The sequence below is a fragment of the Fictibacillus sp. FJAT-27399 genome (assembly GCF_001510655.1).
GTDB classification, from domain to species: domain Bacteria; phylum Bacillota; class Bacilli; order Bacillales; family Fictibacillaceae; genus Fictibacillus_C; species Fictibacillus_C marinisediminis.
Window position 1 is genome coordinate 853,569 of the sequence record NZ_LMVC01000001.1, and the last position, 17,383, is coordinate 870,951.

Sequence of the window (17,383 nt, forward strand, 5' to 3'; positions counted from 1 at the left end):
AGGCATTTACCTTGTCAATTAGTATGGAAATAATCAGAAAATTATAACACGATTTTATAAAAATGATTATCAGATTTTAAAACTGCTTATTACTCAATCGCGTTAACCTAAATATGTGAGGGGGGGCACAAGTGTCCGAGTTACTCATTGTCGATAATGATAAACAAAGCCGCAAGGAAGTCTGCTCGTTAATTGAAGAAAGCAAATACAGCTTTCTATCGATCTATGAATCGAGCACGGCTAACCGGGGTATGCTGCTGCTGAAACAAAGTAAACCGAGTGCGCTGATGATTGATCTTTCTTTACCCGATATGGATGGTATCGCTTTTGGCAAAACAGCCCTTCAATTGTATCCAGATCTCCCCATCATCGTGATTACCCAGTTAAAGATGTTTGAACTTGTTCAGTCATCTATTAATTCCGGATTTTTAGGGTATTTATTGAAACCGCTTTCTAAACATGAACTAATTGAAACGCTGGACAGGGTTTTAATCCCGGTTCTCGGCAAAAGTGTGAACCGTGTGATGAAAACGGGTGAAGATCATTTCACAGCTGATCTAAAAAATCCTATCGGCAGCGCCATCCAATATATGCAAATCTATTACGGTGAGCCGCTAACCTTAAAGAGCCTGGCGGACAAAGTTTACTTAAGCCCCTCGTATTTCAGCAAAATGTTTAAAGAAGATACTGGAATGACTTTTGTTGAATATCTGTCTTTTGTCAGAGTTCAAAAAGCAAAAGGACTATTGCGAATGTCTTCACTGCCCATCGAAGTCATCGCCAATAATTCTGGATTTGCTAATTCAGGATACTTTGCCACTACATTTAAAAAGCTGCTTGGTATTACACCGAGCGAATACCGTGAGCAATTTCATTTACAATCAGAGCCGGGATTAACTATATCAGCAGGAGGTGCATAAATGCTTCCCATTTATCTTGAAATGAAGCGCTGTGCTGAAAATGGCATCCGGGGAGTTCTCGGAACGATTATTCGTACTGAAGGGTCAACCTATCAAAAGGAAGGCAGCAAATGTTTTTGGGCAGAAGACGGAAAGCTGACAGGCTTATTGAGCGGAGGCTGTGTGGAAGGAGATTTGGCCGAACATGCCCGGGAAGTTCTGAATCACTTTTCCTGCAAAACGCTAGCTTATGATTTTCGAGACAAAGGCGATGATTTGTGGGGGCTTGGGCTTGGTTGCAACGGATCGATTGATATTTTTTTGGAACCGTTTGACCCTGTACACCTTCGAGAAAGCACAGAACGCAGCTTAGAAATCTATCAAAAAGCGGACAACTATGAAACAAGCTTGGCGACAATCGTCGAAGCAGAAACCCCATCACTTATAGGGAAAAAATGGATGGTCAAAAATAATAGTTCTGATCCCGTGAAATCAGGACTTCATTCTGTTACCTATGAAAAAGAAAAGGTCCTTGTGTTTACAGACACCATTACACCCACTCCCAGACTAACGCTATTCGGAGCAGGTCCGGATGCTGTTCCACTCGTAAATGGTGCAAAACAATTGAATTGGCACGTATCCGTAATTGATCATCGCCCGTCTTTTGTAAACAAACAGAATTTTCCTGAGGCTGATCAACTGCTTTGCATCCCTAAAGGAAAATGGCCAAAACTGGAGTTAGAAAGCCGTTCTTTTGTTGTTATCATGACCCATCATTTTGATCAGGACCTTCTGTTGCTTGAGCAAATTCTTGAAACAGATGTTCCCTATATTGGAGTGCTTGGACCCAACAAACGTACTTACCAGCTGATGGATAGGCTTGGAAGAGAATTTCATGAGGAATGTCTCTCACGGCTTTATAGTCCAATAGGGCTTGACATTGGATCACAGACTCCTGAAGAAATTGCACTCAGTATTCTTGCAGAAATGGTAATGGTCCATCGAGGGAAGGGGAGCGGAAAACCCCTTCATGTTATGAAAGAGACAAGCTTCACTAAGTACCTGCATAAGAAAGTGGGTGAACTGGCATTTTAACTGAAAAGAGGGAGACCTGGGCCATTATACTGGGAGCCGGCAAGTCTGAGCGTATGGGCACACCTAAAATGATGCTCCGCTATCAGGAAAAAACACTCATACGCCATGTGATCGATGCAGCACTCGACTCAGATGTAGATGATGTTGTGGTCGTTATTAACCCTGAAGTGGAAGGTTTGCTTGCCGAGGCTACGGTGGCGGGAGTGAATAAGATTTTTTTGAATAACCACTCAAACAAAGGATTATCATCTTCCGTAAAATCAGGGCTTTATGTTTTGCCTGCTGAGGTGGAAGCTGCCATTTTTCTCCTAGGGGATCAGCCTTTGATATCTACACGAGAGATCAATCTTCTGCTGGAAGAGTTCCATGCTGACCATGAACATTTTATTTATCAATCATCTTATATAGGGAAAAGAGGACATCCTGTCTTGTTTCACCGGAGGATGTTTAACAGGCTGTTAGAAATAAAAGGTGACAAAGGCGGCCGAGATTTAGTGAAGAAATATACCGATCAAGTAAAGATTATTGAAATGGGGAAAAACTATCCGTTTGATATTGATACAATTGCCGATTACAAAAAGCTTTTAAGAAAGGAGGTCTCTTAAATGAACAAGGTTATTGGTAAAGCGATAACCAGGGTAGAAGACATGAGACTTTTAACCGGACAGGGCAAATATATCGATGACATCGGTACACCGGCCCAGACGTTTCAGGCCGCCATTCTAAGAAGCTCAAGTCCGCATGCGAAAATTGTCTCGATTGATACGACAGAGGCTGAAAGAATAGCCGGAGTAAAGGCGGTAATTACCGGAGAACAGGTGAAGGAGTATCTCGAACCATTTAGTGTAGGTGTCAGTGCTCCAGTTCATTACTATCCTATTGCCATCGACAAAGTCAGATATGTAGGAGAGCCTGTAGCGGTTGTGATTGCAAAAAGCCGTTACTTAGCGGAGGATGCGATGGAGCTCATTAAAGTGAAGTATGAATCCCTTCCGCCTGTCGTTGATATCGAAGGATCACTTGAGAAGGATGCACCGGTGCTTCATGAAAACGTGGGATCCAATATAGCCAATCACCGGACGTTTCATTACGGAAAAGTGGATCAGGCTTTTGAAGAAGCGGATACCATCATTAAACATAAATATCTTTTTCCTAAATATACCGCTACACCTGTGGAAACATACGGTATTATCGCTCATTATGAATCAAGTGAAAATCAATATACAGTTCACGCCAATTTTCACGGACCTTTTGTAATCCAGGCCATTATGGCTCAAGCGCTGAAAATTCCAAGCAATAAGCTAAGAATCATTGTTCCAAAGGATATTGGCGGAAGCTACGGAATAAAAGCGGGAACATTTCCATATATGGTTCTTCTGTCTGTAGCGAGCCGAATTGCCGGTTGTCCGGTAAAGTGGATTGAAGATCGGCAGGAGCATTTGTCGGCAAGCTCCAGCGGGACGGACAGGGTCACCTATATTGAAGCGGCGGTAAAGAATAACGGAAAGGTTACCGGCTTACGCATGAAGATGATTGACAATGTCGGTGCCTACATCCGGGCTCCGGAACCCGCCTGTTTGTATCGTACTCATGCCAATTCAACCGGTGCCTATGATATTCCGAATCTTCATATTGATGCGTACGCGATCATGACCAACAAGCTTCCCACAGGATTAATCAGAGGCTATGGAGGCCAGGAGCTGTATTTTCCTCTAGAGCGAATCATGCAGAAGGTTGCATTCGAGCTGAACTTGGATCCGGCGGATGTGATCCGCAGGAATCTTATCCAAAAGGATCAGTTTCCTTACAAGACAGCTTCGGGCGGCCTGTACGACAGCGGCGATTATATCAAGGGGTTCGAGCTTGCACTTGAGACCGGAAAATATGGGGAATTCCGCAAAAAACAGGAGGAAGCAAGAAAGAACGGAAAAATTTTCGGTGTCGGCCTTGCCTGTATTGTCGAGCCGTCGGGTTCCAACATGGGATATATCACGGTTGCCCTAACTCCTGAAGAAAGAGCAAAATCCCTGCCCAAATCAGGTTGTTCGGAGGCTGCTACTGTTTCAATGGATCCGATGGGAAGCGTTAATGTGAGGATCAGCACGACTCCGTCCGGGCAGGGGCATGAAACCGTTGCAGCACAAATTGTTTCAGAGGTTTTAAGCATCCCAACGGATAAAATCAAGGTTGTCGCGGAGCTGGATACATCCACAAGCGCATGGTCTATTGCATCCGGAAGCTATTCCAGCCGCTTTGCCTCATTAGGATCCAGTGCCGTCTTTTATGCGGCACACAAGGTGAAGGAAAAGTTGATCAAGATTGCTTCTCACCAGCTGAATGTAAATCATGATGAACTCGAACTAAGGGATGGTGCTTTTTATGTAAAGGCAGATCCTGCAAAAAAATATGCATTGAAGAGGGCTGCAGGATCCGCGCACTGGAATCCGTTATCCCTTCCGGAGGGAATGGAGCCGGGAATCTATGAAACTTACTATTATTCTGTAAAAGCGGCAGAGCCTCCTGATGAAAATGACCTCATCAACTCATCGGTGACCTATGGATTTGTCGCCGATCTGGTAACGGTCGAGATTGACCCCGAGACAGGGGAGGTAAACATTCTGGACTATATAACAATCCATGATGCCGGAAAACTGCTCAATCCGCTCATCGTGGATGGACAGATATTTGGCGGACTCGCGCATGGCTTGGGTGGAGCGCTCTTTGAAGAGCTCGTGTATGACAATAAAGGGCAGCTGCTTACCGGTTCATTCATGGACTATTTGTGCCCGACCGCTCCTGAAATTCCAAATGTCACGATCAAGCATATTGAAACGCCATCACCTATGACTCCGCTCGGTGCAAAAGGACTTGGAGAAGGTAACACAATGAGCGCTCCAGTTGCTGTCGCCAACGCGGTAAGTGATGCCCTTTCTCCGTATAATGTGGCGATTGATACCCTGCCGCTCAGTCCAAATCGAATATGGACTCTGCTGAATCAAGCCAAAAAAAACAAACATAAAGAGGTGACCATCTGATGGAAGGCAAAGGAAAGCTAGTTTTAGATGCAGGAGTGGAAAGAGCTTATGAAGTGCTGCTCGATCCCAACGTTCTTGAAAAATGTATCATGGGCTGCAAAAAACTCGTCCTGGTGGAGGACAACAAGTATGAGGCCGAGCTGTCCATTGGGATCGCGGCCATAAAAGGAAACTACTCCTCTACGATCGAAATCCTCGATTTGGAGGAGCCTAACCATTACAAGCTCGCTGTAAAGGGAGAAGGATCACCGGGAACTGTAGAAGCGGTCGGAATTGTAGACCTGACCCCGGAAAGTGAAAGCTCCACTCTATTAAACTACTCATACGAAGCTGAAGTAGGCGGAAAGGTAGCGATGGTAGGACAGCGGATGCTAGGTGGAGTAGCCAAGCTGGTCATACAGGACTTTTTCAAAAAATTAGGCAAGGAATTAAAACGAATTGAACAAAGCGCTTAAAGAAAGGGGCCGTGCTGATTATGAAACCCGCAAAATTTGATTACTACCGGCCTAAAGATGTCTCAGAAGCCCTTTCTCTGCTGGAATCCAGCGGTTTTGACGGCAAGATTATTGCGGGGGGACAGAGTCTCGTTCCCATCATGAACATGAGGCTAGCCACCCCTGAGTGTTTAATCGACATTAATGGCTTGCATGATTTAAATTTTATCGATAGCGATGATCATACATTAAAAATCGGGACGATGACACGGCAGAGTACGGTGGAAACCTCTGAACTCGTGAAAAAGAAATGCGGATTGGTGACGGAAGCTGTTGCCCATATTGGCCACCTTCAAACGAGAAACCGGGGAACTATTGGTGGGAGCATCGTCCATGCAGACCCTAGTGCTGAGCTTCCCCTCGTTTTGATGGCGCTCAATGGAACACTTCACATTTCTTCAGAAGAAGAAACGAGAAGCGTGAATGCGGAGGACTTCTTTCTTACGTTTCTAACGACAGACATGATGCCAAATGAAATGCTGACCGAAATTCATCTGCCCATATGGAAGGGACGAGTCGGCTCTTCCTTTCAGGAAGTCGCGAGGCGCCATGGTGATTTTGCGCTCGTAGCAGCCGCCTGTCAGCTTGAGCTTGACGCTCATGACAGAATTTCAGATATCCGGCTTGCGCTCGGCGGGGTAGAGGCTATTCCGCTCTTAATCGAGGATGCAAAAGAACTTCTTGCTGGTGAAAAGGTTACAGACCAAGCTGTGCAAAAAATCGCCGAGCTTGTGGCCAAGAGTGTGGAGCCCGAGTCCGATCTGCATGCCTCGGCAGCATACCGTACACAATTAGCCAAGGTTTTGACGACACGAGTTTTATATCAAGCATACGAGAGAGCAAAGGGGTGAGCAGCATGTCCTTAACCGAAGTAAATGTAACGATCAACGGCAAGTCGTATTCAGAGTGGGTTGAACCAAGAATGCTGTTGAGTGATTTCATACGTGAATCGTGCGGACTAACTGGAACTCATGTAGGCTGCGAGCACGGTGTTTGCGGGGCCTGTACGGTCAGCTTGGACGGGTCGGCGGTAAGGTCGTGCTTAATCTTTGCGGTGCAGGCGGATAACCGCGAAATTAAAACGGTCGAAGGTCTAGCCAGCAGTGGAGAAATGACAACGCTTCAAAAAAATTTCGTGGAATGCCATGGTCTGCAATGTGGTTTTTGCACCGCTGGCATCTTAATGTCCATCACTGATTTTTTGGAAAAGAACCCGCAGCCTTCGGTTAAAGAAATCAAAGAAACCCTGTCAGGACATCTGTGCCGGTGCACAGGATATGACGGAATTGTGAAGGCTGTAGAGAAAACGGTTCAAGACAACAATAAAGAAGTCTTGCAAAGGAGTTGAATCCATGAATCTCGGAACGTTACTGGAATTCGCAGTAGAGCGCTTCCCGAACAAGGATGCTGTCGTTCAGCAAGATCAGCGTTTATCCTATGCTAGGCTGAACAGCCAGGTTGATAAGCTGGCCGCCTCCCTTCAGCGCATCGGAATAAAACAACAGGATCGTGTCATGGTTTTGTTAAAAAACCGGAGCGAAAATGTCATTCTCTATTGGGCGCTGCAAAAATTGGGTGCCATTTATACACCGATAAACTTCAGGCTTTCAGCAAAGGAAGTAGAGTATTGCTTTAACGATGCGGAAGCAACTGTGATTGTCTATGAGGATGCGAGCCAGGCGGCGGTGTTAAAAGCAAGGTTCAATGAGAGGCCTGTCTATATTGGGCTCGAGGGTGTACAAGGAGCAGATATCTACTTTTCTGAACTGATTGAACGGAGCCCTGAAACGTATGACAGACCAGACATACTGGATGAAGATATCGCCTTAATGCTCTATACTTCGGGGACCACAGGAAAACCAAAGGGAGTTCCAAGAAGTCATAAAAATGAGTATGCGGCCGCCCTTGCCCATATCATCCAAAATCATTATATAGAAGGGGAGAGCACACTCGGAACAATGCCTCTCTACCACACCATGGGAATGAGATCGCTGCTTTCAATTACATTTTTAAACGGAAAGCTTGTCATACTTCCTGATTTTGACGCTAAGGATGCGCTGGAATTGCTCTCTAAGGAAGCTGTTTCTTGTTTGTATCTTGTGCCTACTCTGTACCATGACATATTAAAGCATCCGAAATTTAGCGATTATGATCTATCGGCCCTTAAAAAAATAGGATATGCCGGGGCCTCCATGACCTCTTCCCTTACAGAGAAATGTATTGAGCGGCTGAAGCCTGAGGTGTTCGTCAATCATTATGGAAGTACTGAGGTGTACACCTTTACCATCAATTCAAATGTCTTCGAAAAGCCATGTTGTGCAGGCAAACCAGGGTTTCATCAAAACATCAGGCTGGTTAGAGCAGACCCGGACGGACATTCAACCTGCGAAGAGATCGTAGGAAAAGGTGAAATCGGTGAGATCATTGTCAATTTGCAATCAGTTGAAGCGTTCAAGGGATATTGGAACCGGCCTGATGCGACCCAAAAAGCGATTCGTGAAGGCTGGTATTTTACAGGAGATCTTGGTGTGCTGGATGAAGACGGCGATCTGCATGTCGTCGGCAGAGTGGACGACATGATAATCTCAGGCGGCGAAAACATCCACCCTCTGGAAGTCGAAGACGTCATCTCCGAGCATGAGAATGTAATCGAAGTCGCCATTGTCGGAGAAGAAGACGATAGATGGGGACAGATTGTATCAGCGTTCGTCGTTCCCGCCAGCCATACTGTCTCGATTCAAGAGCTGGACGAGTTCTGCAAAAACCATCCGCAGCTCTCCAACTACAAAAGGCCGCGAAAGTATGTATTTGTTAAGGAAATTCCGAAAAGTCCTGTCGGAAAAGTGTTGAGGCGGAAATTGCGGGATGGGGAATTTGAATTGTTCAAATCAGAAAAAGTAGTTTAATTTCTTAAAATCGAAAGGGGAAATCAATATGACAACCACTACTCAATATGATCACATCCGTGTAGAAAAGAACAGGGAAACACAAACAGCGACCATTTTATTCGACCGACCGGAAAAAATGAATTACATCAGTATGCTCGCCAGGAAACAATTTGCTGAGATCTTTGAAGAATTGAACGATGACGAAGGCGTACGTGTCATCATTGTAAAGGGTGAAGGCGACAAGTGTTTTAGTGCTGGCGGAAGTATTCCTCAGTTCATGGAAACTCATCCTGAAGAATTGTCCCGTTTAAGAGTGAACGTTGCCGCACCAGAGCGTTCCCCGAAGCCCGTCATCGCACAGCTTCAAGGATATACATTTGGGGTAGGCTTTGAGATTGCCATGGCGTGTGATTTCAGAATCGCTGCTGACGACACCCTCCTCGGGTTGCCGGAAATGAATTTGGGCATGATTCCCGGAAGCGGAGGGACGCAGCGTGTGGCACGGGCTGTAGGCCTTACAAGAGCAAAGGATATGATCATGAGGGCAAGAAGGATACCTGCTGAAGAGGCGTACCAATGGGGATTGATTACTAAGGTTGTGGCGAAAGAGGAGCTTGACAATGAAGTGGATCAACTGGCGGCTGAGCTCGTACGGTTTTCACCACTTGCTCAGCGTGTTTGTAAAGAAGTATTGAATGCTGCTGAGGAAGGCCCGTTAAGCACCGGATTAGAGATTGAGGGAAGAGCGTATGGCATGCTGAGATGCACCGAAGACTTCAAAGAAGGTGTTGATGCATTTGTTGAGAAAAGAAAACCGAACTTTACCGGGAAGTAAGTGGAACAGAGTAATCCTGTGCACACCAGGATTACTCTTCTCCTAAATATACTTCTATAAGTTCAAAAGACTGAAAATTCAGTCTTCATTTCATTCATCCAAGCTAAGTCATGCCAAAAAAACTTTAGTATTGGAGGAAATAACATGTCAAGTGCAATACCTTCTGAGGTTGTTCAAAAAACGGAAGCACCAAAAGTGAGTAACAGGCAAATGGTTTCTGCAACAGCTGCTTCATTATTAGGATGGTCCTTTGATTTATATGATCTCTTCATTCTCCTGTATGTTACACCAACCATAGGTAAGCTATTTTTTCCTACAACTAATCCCACACTGTCCCTGGCTGCTGTATATGCTTCTTTTGCCGTCACACTGCTTATGAGACCACTCGGATCCGCCATATTCGGATCGTATGCCGACAAGCATGGCAGAAAGAATGCCATGACAGTGGCGATCGTCGGGGTTGGTATTAGTACTGCTATTTTTGGATTACTGCCAACGGTTCCGCAAATCGGCTTTTTCGCTGCCTTCCTGTTTTTACTGCTGCGGCTCGTCCAGGGAATCTTTGTCGGTGGGGTAGTCGCCTCCACCCATACCATTGGAACCGAAACGGCACCTCCTAAATGGAGAGGATTAATGTCAGGCCTTATTGGCGGAGGAGGCGCTGGGCTAGGCGCACTATTTGCTTCCATCGTTTTTACAGTCGTTTCAGCACTGTTTCCCGGTGAAGCCTTTGATAGTTGGGGCTGGAGAGTCATGTTCTTTACAGGTATTTTAGGAGCCATTGCGGGCCTTTTTGTGTTTAGGACGCTGGAGGAATCCCCGTTATGGGCCGAAATGAAAACGAAAAAAAACTCAAAACAAAAAATCGTCCAACAAAAACCGGTTAAATCGCTGTTTACGACATACTCCCGTGTACTTCTGGTGAATTTAATGATCGTTATCGGAGGCGGATCGGGTTATTACCTGACTGCCGGATTTATTCCAACCTTCCTTAATGTCGTAAATAAAGTATCCTCTTCGACGCTGTCCGGCGTTCTTATTGCGGCCAGTATAGCTACCATTATATCTGCACTCATTGCCGGACATCTGAGTGAAATCTTTGGCAGAAAAAAGGTATTCCTTGTCATCGGCGTATTGAACGTTATCGGATTACCTTATTTTTATCTATCACTGGCTGATGCTGCGTCCGTTTCATCCATCTATTTTTATGTCATATGTCTTGTACTATTAGGCAATGCGGCGTATGCACCTGTCCTGATTTTTTTAAACGAGCGCTTTCCTACCTCCATCCGGTCAACCGGGACAGGCCTTTCATGGAATATGGGCTTTGCCGTCGGTGGAATGATGCCTACTTTTGTTACTTTGACGAGTGGATCCATTGAAAACATTCCCCATACATTGATGTATTTTACGATCGTGATATATCTGATTTACATTATTGGAAGCGTTATCATCCCAGAAACGAGAGGCAGACTGCAATAGCGCAACATCAGAGTTTTACACCCGTTTGATCTGAATAGAAAGAAGGGAGACTTTATCGATGTCAACTATCGTCCATAAAAAGATACCCACTTATTATAATTTTGCAGGCGGCGAGTGGACTGAAGCGACTTCTAAGGAGCTGATAGAATCGTTTAATCCGGCGACCGGAGAACTGGTCAGCTATTCGCAAAAATCGAATATTCAGGATGTATCCCAGATTATAGAGTCAGTACAGCATTCATTCCTGACAAGTGATTGGTCAATGAATCCTAAGCGCCGTTATGAAGCGTTGCATTCGTTGGCCGAAAAAATGACAGAAAAGCTGGAGCACCTTGCTCTCATCCTCACGATGGATCAGGGAAAGACAATTCGCGAGTCGCGGATCGAGCTGTCAGGCTGTATTGATACACTGAAGTATTTTGCAGGAGCCTCACGTTCTGTCTTTGGCCGTTCCATGCAGCTTGAACCCGATAATTTTGGTGTCGTTGTAAAAGAGCCGGTTGGCGTGGTGGGAATCATATCACCTTGGAACTGGCCCGCGTTGCTCATGATTCGTGAACTCGCACCTGCTCTTGCTGCCGGTAATGGAGTTCTCGTCAAGCCAGCAAGCCTTACTCCTTCAATATCCGTAGAGATCTTTAAGCTCATTGCTGAAATTCCTCATTTTCCAAAAGGGATCGTTAGCATCGTGACCGGTCCAGGAAAGTCCATTGGAGCAGCCATGGCAGCCAGTGACAAGATCGACATGATCAGCTTTACGGGGGACACCTCTACTGGCAAGTCCATCATTGAAATGGGAGCAGGAAATGTCAAAAAAGTAGCACTCGAACTTGGCGGGAAATCTCCGAACGTCGTCTTTGAGGATGCAAATCTTGATAAAGCTGTTCCGGTCATCGGACGTTCCATTTTTATTTCCGCTGGCCAAATCTGCATGGCCGGTTCCAGGGTGGTCATTCATGAATCCATTAAAGACGAAGTGGTCAAACGTCTAAAAGAATATGCCGAACAGCTGCGGGTGGAAAACGGGCTTCTGGAAACGGCTGATATGGGGCCGTTGGTCTCACAAAGCCAATTGGATCTTGTTGAAGAGTATTGTGAAATCGGGCGGAAAGAAGGAAGAATCATTACTGGCGGCTACCGAATGGCAGGCGAAACATATGATCAGGGCTTTTATTTCGCTCCTACCATCATTGATGGGCTCATGGCCGGCAGCCGCGTGGTCAAAGAAGAAATTTTCGGGCCTGTTCTCGCTGTTCAGACATTCTCAACGGAAAAAGAAGCACTTCACATTGCGAATGACAGTGATTTTGGTTTGTCCGCCGGTGTATGGACATCTGATCTCAACCGAGCGGTACGGATGTCCAAAGGGATCAAAGCGGGAACCGTCTGGATCAATACGTACAACAAAAACTTTCCTGAAACAGAATTTGGGGGTTACAAGCAGAGCGGTTTAGGAAGAACAAGGGGAGTGGATGGCCTGATGGAATATTGCGAGACGAAGCATGTGCATATTGAAATGGACCCTCGTGAGGGGGCTTCTCTATGAACATGAGTTCTATAGTAAAACAGACAGGGCAGGACTTCTCCTTTCATTTGCCTACGCGGATAGAGTTCGGGTATGGAAAATCCTCCCTCCTTGCGGAGAACCTCGTAAATCTTGGTGTGAACAGGGTTTTTATCGTCAGTGATAAAGGGGTGGAATCCGCCGGATTATTGAGCGGAATCATTTCATCGCTGCAAGATTCAAAGATTGTCAGCGAGCTCTATCTAGAGGTAGAGCCTGATCCGAGTCTTGAAACGATTGATCGTGGAGCCGAGTATTTTCTATCGGGGCACTATGATTGTCTCGTTGCAGTAGGAGGCGGAAGTGTCATAGACACTGCAAAAGGGATTAGGATTGTAGCAAGCCAGGGCGGCAGCATCCGCGATTATGCAGGAGTCGATAAAATCGTAAGCTCCTCAGCTATTCCGCTGCTTACGATACCAACCACATCCGGGACAGGGAGTGAGGTGACTATCTTCGGTGTTTACTCAGACTGGAAGAACAATGTAAAAGTGACCGTCACCAGCCAGCATATGGCTCCGACTCTTACTATTGTTGATCCTGAACTGACCATGGGGTTACCAGAAAATATGACCGCAGCCTCCGGAATTGATGCTCTGGCCCATGGAATCGAAACCTACTTTTCCTTACGGTCGTGCCCTGCATCCGATGCACTGGCCACTGAAGCGATTACCACTGTCGGTTCACACCTTAGACAGGCTGTTGTGGACGGAAAAGATAAGGAAGCACGAATTGGAATGTCGCACGGAAGCTTACTGGCAGGGATGGCGTTTAACAACGGCTTCCTTGGGCTTGCCCACGCCATTGGAAGTGCTCTTTCCGGTCATTGCCATGTTCCTCACGGAATAGCCATCGGCTTGCTCCTCCCCCGCGTCGTTGAGTTCAATGCTCAAGTGTGCCCACTTAAAGCGGCTAAGATTGCGCAGTTGTTGGGGGTTGAGGGAGAAGACGAAACACAGTTGGCCGGTCAGGCGGCTAAAGCAGTGGCTTTCCTGGTGCGAGAAATTGGACTGCCTACCCGGTTGAAGGAATTGAACGTCCCTGAGGACAGGCTCGCTGCAATTGCAAGTGACTCTTTTCAAAGCGGGATGATGAGGTTTAATCCCCGGCAGCCAGCAGAGGCTGACGTTCTGGATCTGTTAAAGCGAGTTTACTAGACTTCACAAACAAAACGGAGGCGTTTTTTTAATGAGCGATGAGTTGATTCTTAGTTTGGAAAAAAGTACAGACGAGGTAGCCTGGAATTTATACCGGAAAGCGATACGGTTTGGAACGTGGGATCCTGCTGAGATCGATTTAACCCATGACAGAGATGATTTTGAAGCACTTGATCAAGACCTGAAAGATTACCTCATTCACTTTTGCACCGGATTTCTTGATGCAGAAGAGAATGTTGCCTTAAAATTTTGTCCCTGGATCATGCTTGGGGCATCCACCCAGCAACAAGCCTTCCTCAGTACTCAGTTGTTGGAGGAATTCAAGCATACCGAATTTTTCCTTCGGTACTTTGAAGAGGTACTCGGCATCAAACGTATACATGGAGTGCAAAATCTCGTTCAGCAAAAGCTGGATGAGCGGGGCAAAATGATGCTCAATGCACTGGAAGGCAGTATAGAGGAACGCGAAGCTGCCCTCGTTGAAGGATTGACTCACTACCAGGGAATCATTGAAGGTGTACAAGCCATGGCGGGGTACGATGTATTTGAGGATATTTATGGAAGTAAAGGACTCCTGCCCGGGTTGAAAGAAGGCTTCAAACGTATAAAAGAGGATGAAGGCCGCCACGTCGGCTTTGGGCTTCGCATGTTAAAGCTGCTCGCAAGAAATGAAAAGCACGCCAATAGAATACGAGAGATTTATAGTGAATATCTTCCCTACATTTTGATTCGCTACGATCAGCCGGTAGTGGTTGGCGGACGCGAGGTTCCAACCCCGGTGGAGGTGAACGGCCGGCAGCGGGTGACGAAGCTTTTTGAAAGGCGCCTGAAGGACATATTCGGAGTGCGATCCGTGAGTTAAATAAGGAGGGAATCGCTTGGTGACAGCCAGTGCCATAATCATAGGAATAGTCATTTTGTATGTGCTAGCCACTGCTTTTCTTGGACTATATACGAAGAAATTCTCAAAAAGCTCGGACAAATATATGACAGGAGGAAAAGCTTTCGGCCCTTTTATTATCGGGGTCTTGATGATGTCTGAATTCATAGGCACCGGCTCTACGATCGGCACCGCGCAAACCGCTTTTTCTAGAGGAATCTCGGCTTCCTGGAACTTAATCACACTCGCGCTTGCTTTCGCTTTGTTTGCCTACACACTGGCAAAAAAGTTCCATGAGCGTGGAGAGTATACCATTTCTGGGGCTATATCGAAAACTTACGGAAATGGTGCGAGAACGATTACCTCAGTCATTATGATTTATGCCCTAAGCGTGGTCAACGTATCAATGTACGCGGGAGGGGCGGCGACCTTATCTGCGATTATTCACGTCCCCCATGCGATGGCAGCAATTGTGGTGGGGGTAGTCACAGTTGTTTACGTTACCTTGGGCGGAATGTTTGCGGTTGCTTATACCAACCTTATTCATGCGTTTTTTAAATATTTGGGATTAATTCTGGCAGTCTCGTTCGGTTTAACTGCAGCAGGCGGTTTTTCAGGTCTGTCGCTGCAGCTAAAGCCAGCGATGTTTGACTGGACAGGCATTTCATGGCAAACCATTATTGCATGGACCATCGCCAACATTGGCTCTATTTTTTCTACTCAATACATCATTCAGGCGGTTTGCTCGACTAATGATGAGGTCAACGCAAAAAAAGCAAGTATTTACGCAGGAGTGTTCGTAATTCCTGTAGGAATCATGGCCGCTCTCATTGGGATGACAGCCTCTATATTGTTTCCGAATATCGTATCTTCCGAGGCTTTTCCGATGTTGACTACCCTTATGAATCCTTTCCTTGCGGGTCTTGTGATCTCCGGATTAATCGCCGCGGTTTTTGGAACAGTGGCCGCCTCAACAATTGGAGCAGCTGCCCTATTGTTAAATGACTTTTATACTCCGCTCTTTAATAAAGAAGGATCAGACAATAAATCACTCAGGTTTTCAAGAGTGGCGACTATTGTGATGGGTCTTTTACCTATTCCGTTCGCCATTTTTACCCCGGAAATACTAAACACAATCTTTTTTGCCAGGGCACTCCGTACAACAATCGCCGTTATCGTGGTTTTGATGTTTTATTTTCCCCGTTTCAGCAGCGGAATAGGGGCTGCCCTTGGAATGATATTCGCTGTAATTACAACAACAGTTTGGTTTCTTGCAGGAAACCCGTTCGGTATCGATAACATTTATATCGCTGCTGTTGCACCTCTTATCGTAATGGGAATCGATCATTTTTGGCGAAAAAACAAAACTGTGGTTCATGAGGAACGTTCAAATGAAATAACGGCCACCAATACAAGGTGCAATAGAGATAAGGGGGAAAGGTGTAATGAAGGCAAGAACATTTCGTACATGGCTAGCTCACCTTGAATCGACAGGGAGGCTGGTGGCCATCGATAAAAAAGTGAGTCTGGAGTATGAGACCGCTGCTGTCGCAAAGAAACTGGACGGCAAAAAAGCGGTATATTTTTCAAATGTTGAGAACTATGGGATGCCTGTCGTTTCGGGGATATGTTCTACAAGAGATGACTTTGCTGAAGCATTGGAAACAGACCAATATGGAATCATTCCAAAATTCACTGAAGCAGTAACTTCACCAAAAGCATGCAGAAAAGTGAGCAACCAAGATGCCCCGGTAAAGGAAAATATCATCACCGAGAACATCGATTTGCTTAAGACCTTTCCCATTCCCGTCCACCATGAGATGGATTCTGGAAATTACATTACCGCAGGCCTGTTCATTACCCGTGATCCGGTGACCCGAAAGCAAAATGTATCCATTCATCGCCTGCAGATTTCTGGAAAGGATAAACTGGGAGTACTTTTGCTGCCGAGGCACACCTTTCATTTGTACAAACAGGCAGAGGAGGAAGGAAGGGCGCTCGAATGTGCCATAGTTGTAGGAGTGGATCCTGTGACACTTCTTGCTTCACAGGCGAGTACCCCATTCGGGATAGATGAGCTGGAAATAGCCAGTGCTCTGCGATCAGAACCACTTGAGACCGTTCGTTGTGAAACGGTGGACATTGATGTGCCTGCCTATGCGGAGATCGTTTTAGAAGGTAAAATCCTCCCGCATATTCGGGAGCCGGAAGGACCGTTTGGGGAGTTCCCTAAATATTACGGCCCGCGGAGTGACAAGGAAATTGTTCAGCTAACCGCCGTGTCACACCGAAAAGACCCGATCTTTTATACGATTATCCCGGCTGGATACGAGCATCTTCTGCTCGGGGGCATTCCACGTGAGGCTAGCCTCATTCAAAGTGTCCGCCAGACTGTGCCTTCTGCCGTTGCGGTTCACATGAGTCCAGGCGGGACATGCCGTTATCATGCGGTCGTATCCATAAAAAAGCGAAACAAAGGTGAAGCTAAGAATGCCATCCTCGCTGCCTTCGCAAACAGTTTTGATATAAAGCACGTGGTTGTCGTCGATGAAGAGGTAGATATATTTAACATGGAGGAAGTAGAATGGGCAATTGCTACGCGTTTCCAGGTGGACAAGGATTTAGTTGTAGTAGAGGGGGCGCAAGGCTCAAAACTCGATCCGTCCACAAATGACGGGTTCGGCTCGAAAACGGGATTTGACTGTACAGTTCCACTTAACAGTGAACCGATGCGTTATAAACGAATTTCCATTCCGGGATACGCAAATATGGACATCCAGGAGTATCTAAACGAAACATCATCAGGGGTAAACCCAGAGCATCTTGAGTATGGCAACAGGAGGAATGATTCCTTGACCAGCTGATCAATGACAGCTGGTCTTTTGTCTCTACCGTTACTTTTATAAGTCAACGGGAAGAGGAATGCTAACTCCCAGCAGCTTTTTATTATAAACTTTTCGAACAAACACAAACCGCAGCAACATCATTTTATTTAAACTGTTATTTGTCTCCCTATACAGAAAAACACCTTGAAATTTCAACTTATATCCAGCA

General features: G+C 46.0%; 15 protein-coding genes. All 15 read left to right on the plus strand.

All coding sequences use genetic code 11. From position 1 onward, the window contains the following. Positions 1-131 precede the first annotated feature (131 nt). The 15 genes from AR335_RS04315 to AR335_RS04385 all read left to right on the plus strand — a co-directional run bounded on the left by AR335_RS04315 (position 132) and on the right by AR335_RS04385 (position 17,193). The gene (locus tag AR335_RS04315) at positions 132-920 is read left to right on the plus strand and encodes a response regulator transcription factor (RefSeq protein WP_062232276.1); all 789 of its coding nucleotides are present in this window, start codon (positions 132-134) and stop codon (positions 918-920) included. Then, positions 921-1,994 (plus strand): XdhC family protein, encoded by a 1,074-nt coding sequence (locus AR335_RS04320; protein WP_062232278.1) that lies wholly within the window; start codon positions 921-923, stop codon positions 1,992-1,994. 29 nt (positions 1,995-2,023) lie between these two features. Then, on the plus strand, positions 2,024-2,599 hold the full coding sequence (locus tag AR335_RS04325) for a nucleotidyltransferase family protein (RefSeq protein WP_255357540.1): 576 nt from the start codon (positions 2,024-2,026) through the stop codon (positions 2,597-2,599). Then, the gene (locus AR335_RS04330; protein ID WP_062232280.1) at positions 2,600-5,029 is read left to right on the plus strand and encodes a xanthine dehydrogenase family protein molybdopterin-binding subunit; all 2,430 of its coding nucleotides are present in this window, start codon (positions 2,600-2,602) and stop codon (positions 5,027-5,029) included. It abuts the gene before it with no gap. Then, positions 5,029-5,484, plus strand: coding sequence for an SRPBCC family protein (locus AR335_RS04335; protein ID WP_062232281.1), 456 nt, complete (start codon positions 5,029-5,031; stop codon positions 5,482-5,484). Before AR335_RS04330 ends, AR335_RS04335 begins: the two co-directional genes overlap by 1 nt. 20 nt (positions 5,485-5,504) lie before the next feature. Then, a complete protein-coding gene (locus AR335_RS04340; RefSeq protein ID WP_062232283.1) occupies positions 5,505-6,374 on the plus strand; it encodes an FAD binding domain-containing protein in 870 nt (289 codons plus the stop codon). A gap of 5 nt (positions 6,375-6,379) precedes the next feature. Next, the gene (locus AR335_RS04345) at positions 6,380-6,871 is read left to right on the plus strand and encodes a (2Fe-2S)-binding protein (RefSeq protein ID WP_053354198.1); all 492 of its coding nucleotides are present in this window, start codon (positions 6,380-6,382) and stop codon (positions 6,869-6,871) included. Positions 6,872-6,875: 4 nt separating this feature from the next. Then, complete coding sequence (locus AR335_RS04350; RefSeq protein ID WP_062232284.1) at positions 6,876-8,429, plus strand: class I adenylate-forming enzyme family protein; 1,554 nt, start codon at positions 6,876-6,878, stop codon at positions 8,427-8,429. A gap of 28 nt (positions 8,430-8,457) precedes the next feature. Next, entirely contained in the window at positions 8,458-9,246 is a 789-nt protein-coding gene (locus AR335_RS04355) for an enoyl-CoA hydratase/isomerase family protein (protein ID WP_053354196.1), read from the plus strand. 144 nt (positions 9,247-9,390) lie between these two features. Continuing rightward, positions 9,391-10,728: an MFS transporter gene (locus AR335_RS04360; RefSeq protein ID WP_062232285.1), complete on the plus strand. Its 1,338-nt coding sequence runs from the start codon at positions 9,391-9,393 to the stop codon at positions 10,726-10,728. 58 nt (positions 10,729-10,786) lie between these two features. Beyond that, positions 10,787-12,274, plus strand: coding sequence for an aldehyde dehydrogenase family protein (locus tag AR335_RS04365; RefSeq protein ID WP_062232286.1), 1,488 nt, complete (start codon positions 10,787-10,789; stop codon positions 12,272-12,274). Then, on the plus strand, positions 12,271-13,449 hold the full coding sequence (locus AR335_RS04370; RefSeq protein WP_062232287.1) for an iron-containing alcohol dehydrogenase: 1,179 nt from the start codon (positions 12,271-12,273) through the stop codon (positions 13,447-13,449). Before AR335_RS04365 ends, AR335_RS04370 begins: the two co-directional genes overlap by 4 nt. Positions 13,450-13,480: 31 nt before the next feature. Then, entirely contained in the window at positions 13,481-14,311 is an 831-nt protein-coding gene (locus tag AR335_RS04375) for a R2-like ligand-binding oxidase (protein WP_062232289.1), read from the plus strand. A gap of 19 nt (positions 14,312-14,330) precedes the next feature. Further along, the gene (locus tag AR335_RS04380; RefSeq protein ID WP_234293199.1) at positions 14,331-15,815 is read left to right on the plus strand and encodes a sodium:solute symporter family protein; all 1,485 of its coding nucleotides are present in this window, start codon (positions 14,331-14,333) and stop codon (positions 15,813-15,815) included. Continuing rightward, on the plus strand, positions 15,775-17,193 hold the full coding sequence (locus AR335_RS04385) for a UbiD family decarboxylase (RefSeq protein WP_062232290.1): 1,419 nt from the start codon (positions 15,775-15,777) through the stop codon (positions 17,191-17,193). The genes AR335_RS04380 and AR335_RS04385 overlap by 41 nt, the downstream gene beginning before the upstream one ends. Positions 17,194-17,383 lie beyond the last annotated feature (190 nt).

Coding starts and splice junctions, on each gene's coding strand:
- AR335_RS04350 (WP_062232284.1), top strand. CDS start 6,876: ATGAATCTCGGAACGTTACTGGAATTCGCAGTAGAGCGCTTCCCGAAC.
- AR335_RS04360 (WP_062232285.1), top strand. CDS start 9,391: ATGTCAAGTGCAATACCTTCTGAGGTTGTTCAAAAAACGGAAGCACCA.
- AR335_RS04370 (WP_062232287.1), top strand. CDS start 12,271: ATGAACATGAGTTCTATAGTAAAACAGACAGGGCAGGACTTCTCCTTT.
- AR335_RS04320 (WP_062232278.1), top strand. CDS start 921: ATGCTTCCCATTTATCTTGAAATGAAGCGCTGTGCTGAAAATGGCATC.
- AR335_RS04385 (WP_062232290.1), top strand. CDS start 15,775: ATGAAGGCAAGAACATTTCGTACATGGCTAGCTCACCTTGAATCGACA.
- AR335_RS04330 (WP_062232280.1), top strand. CDS start 2,600: ATGAACAAGGTTATTGGTAAAGCGATAACCAGGGTAGAAGACATGAGA.
- AR335_RS04375 (WP_062232289.1), top strand. CDS start 13,481: ATGAGCGATGAGTTGATTCTTAGTTTGGAAAAAAGTACAGACGAGGTA.
- AR335_RS04355 (WP_053354196.1), top strand. CDS start 8,458: ATGACAACCACTACTCAATATGATCACATCCGTGTAGAAAAGAACAGG.
- AR335_RS04345 (WP_053354198.1), top strand. CDS start 6,380: ATGTCCTTAACCGAAGTAAATGTAACGATCAACGGCAAGTCGTATTCA.
- AR335_RS04335 (WP_062232281.1), top strand. CDS start 5,029: ATGGAAGGCAAAGGAAAGCTAGTTTTAGATGCAGGAGTGGAAAGAGCT.
- AR335_RS04365 (WP_062232286.1), top strand. CDS start 10,787: ATGTCAACTATCGTCCATAAAAAGATACCCACTTATTATAATTTTGCA.
- AR335_RS04340 (WP_062232283.1), top strand. CDS start 5,505: ATGAAACCCGCAAAATTTGATTACTACCGGCCTAAAGATGTCTCAGAA.